The organism is Candidatus Caldatribacterium sp., assembly GCA_014359405.1.
Lineage (GTDB): Bacteria > Atribacterota > Atribacteria > Atribacterales > Caldatribacteriaceae > Caldatribacterium > Caldatribacterium oleiphilum.
Genome location: JACIZN010000178.1, coordinates 1 through 2,420 on the forward strand (window position 1 = coordinate 1; position 2,420 = coordinate 2,420).

General features: G+C 49.2%; 4 protein-coding genes. All 4 read left to right on the forward strand.

The window, feature by feature from the left end; genetic code table 11:
• The first annotated feature begins 39 nt into the window (after positions 1–39).
• Complete coding sequence (locus H5U36_10070) at positions 40–261, forward strand: hypothetical protein (GenBank protein MBC7218451.1); 222 nt, start codon at positions 40–42, stop codon at positions 259–261.
• Positions 262–315: 54 nt separating this feature from the next.
• The gene (locus H5U36_10075) at positions 316–1,053 is read left to right on the forward strand and encodes an SIS domain-containing protein (GenBank protein MBC7218452.1); all 738 of its coding nucleotides are present in this window, start codon (positions 316–318) and stop codon (positions 1,051–1,053) included.
• 49 nt (positions 1,054–1,102) lie between these two features.
• Positions 1,103–1,855, forward strand: a complete 753-nt coding sequence (locus tag H5U36_10080) for a GntR family transcriptional regulator (protein ID MBC7218453.1) — start codon at positions 1,103–1,105, stop codon at positions 1,853–1,855.
• 1 nt (position 1,856) lies between these two features.
• Positions 1,857–2,420, forward strand: a 564-nt coding sequence (locus H5U36_10085) for an amidohydrolase family protein (GenBank protein ID MBC7218454.1), incomplete at its 3' end; no start/stop codon positions are given.

A 2,420-nucleotide genomic window follows, 5' to 3' on the forward strand; every position in this document is an offset into this window, starting at 1 on the left:
GGAATGATTGAGGTAGAAGTTTTAGACCAGGGATTAAGAGTGATTTCGGAAGATAGTTACTGGACGTATCCCGATACCATGCACTGGCCCACCTTACATGGTTACCTTGAGGGCGACCTTCGCAGAGAAGTAGATGCTTTTCTGCGCTGTGTAATTCACGACGCTCCGGTTCCCGTGACCTTGGAGGCAGGGCTTGAGGCAGTGCGGCTTGCGGTTGCTCTTGAGGAGTCCTATCGAAAAGGTGGAGAGGTGTACCTGTAAAGTAGGGGCGGGCCTTTTAATGGCGCTCTCTTCCTGTCGTAGGGGACAGAGGAAATGGTGGAAGGATGCGGAGTATACTTGTCAAACATTGAGAAAGTGCTCAGGGAAATTGAGACGGAGGAAGGAGCGAATATAGAAAAGGGAGCTGCTCTACTTGCCCGAAGTATTCGTGAGGGCGGCTTAGTGCATGTATTCGGGAGTGGCCATTCCCATATCTTGGCAGAGGAAGCCTTTTTTCGAGCAGGCGGACTAGCGTGTATCAGTCCGATGCTTGAACCGAGCCTTATGCTCCATAACGGAGCTCTAAAGTCCTCCATGCTGGAGAATTGCGGGGACCTTGCGGAAGCAGTCTTTGAACATTTTCAGCCCAAGCCTCCTGACTCTCTCCTCCTCTTTTCGAATTCTGGTGTGAATCCTGTTGTGCTTCGGGTTGCAGCTCTTGCAAGAGAAAGGGAAGTTCCACTTATTGGCGTGGGAAGCAGAAAGTATATCGAATACCTTATGAAAGAGAAAGGTTGCGGGAGCATCGTCGAATACTGCGATGTTTTCATTGACAATAAGGGAGAAGTGGGCGATGCCTGTGTGGAAATAGAGGGCCTTGGAGGAAAGATGGCGCCAACTTCAACAGTCGCGGGTGCCGTAATTTTGCATTTGTTGCTCATCGAAACAGTTTCTTTGCTCTTGAGGGATGGTTTTATGCCTCCAGTTTTTGTGAGCAACCATCTTCCTGGTGGTAGAGAGAGGAACGAGAGAACGGTTGCTTCCTACCGTGGGCGTGTGAAGATGCTTTAGTAGCCCGCGATGGTTCTTGGTTACCGTAGACAGGGAAAGGAGTTGTGTGGTGAAGCTTGCCAAGGATTCCCCCATTCCAATACATGTACAACTTAGGGATGCTCTAAAGCAGGTTTTGAGAAGCGGAGAGTACAAGCCTGGAGATCGCTTTTTCTCAGAGAACGAGATTGCCAAAAAGTATAACGTTAGTCGCATGACGGTTCGAAGGGTGATGGATGACCTTCTGAGAGAGGGCCTTATTTTTCGGGTACCGGGGAAAGGCACTTTTGTAGCGCAACAGAAGATTGTGGAGAAGCTTACCGAGCTTGTGGGCTTTACTAAAGACATGGAGAGAAAAGGGTGTACCCCAAGTACCAAGGTTCTCAAGAAAAGAGTGGTATATCCTCCGAAGAAGATACAAGAATATCTTCACTTGGGAAAAGGGGAAAAGGTCCTTCTTCTCAAAAGGGTTCGTTATGCCTCAGGAGAGCCAATGGCCTTGCAAACTGCCTATATACCCCTTAAGTTCTTCCCAGGCATTGAAAAAGTTAATTTTGAGAAGAATTCCCTGTACGACACGTTCAAGAAGTTTGGAAGGCCTCCGGTATGGGCAAAGCAGGATATGGAGGCTACGCTCATAAGGGACGAGGAACAAGCCCGACTTCTTGAAGTTGCACCAGGTTCTGCCGGCATGCTTAGTGAGCGCTTGACTTACGACCTTGAGGGAAATCCCATAGAGTTTACGGTTACCCTCTTCCGCGGAGATAACTACCGCTTTACGGTGCATCTCACCAATCCAGAATTCGTGGAGAGGAGAGACTGAGATGGAGAGACCCTTGCTGGTAAGGGGTCAGGTTGTTACTCCCAGCCGGGTGCTACAAGGAGGAGCGCTTTTCGTACGGGAAGGACGCATTGAAGAGGTTATTCTTCCTGAGGATGTGAATTCTTTCCTCGAATCGAAGGGCTCTGAATGCACGTTCCTTGATTTTGGCGGATTTTACCTATTTCCAGGCTTGATCGACCTTCATGTGCATGGTGCAGCAGGGTCTGACTTTATGGATAGCGATCCCGAGGGGGTTCAAAGAGTTGCCGCTTTCCTTCTCCACGAAGGGGTAACGAGGTTTCTTGCTACGACCATGACAGAGAAAAAGGAGCGTATCCTTTCGGCAATTCGAACTATTGTTGCTTCTTCTCAAGCGCTTCCCTCTCTTTTAGGGATTCACCTTGAGGGTCCTTATCTCTCCTTGGGAAAGCGGGGGGCACACAATCCCTCTTTTGTCCGTCTGCCTGACGTGAGAGAGATGGAAGAATTCCTCGAAGCGGGGACTGGCCTTATAAAAAGAGTGACTATTGCCCCAGAAATTGAAGGGGCCTTAGAGTTAATAGGT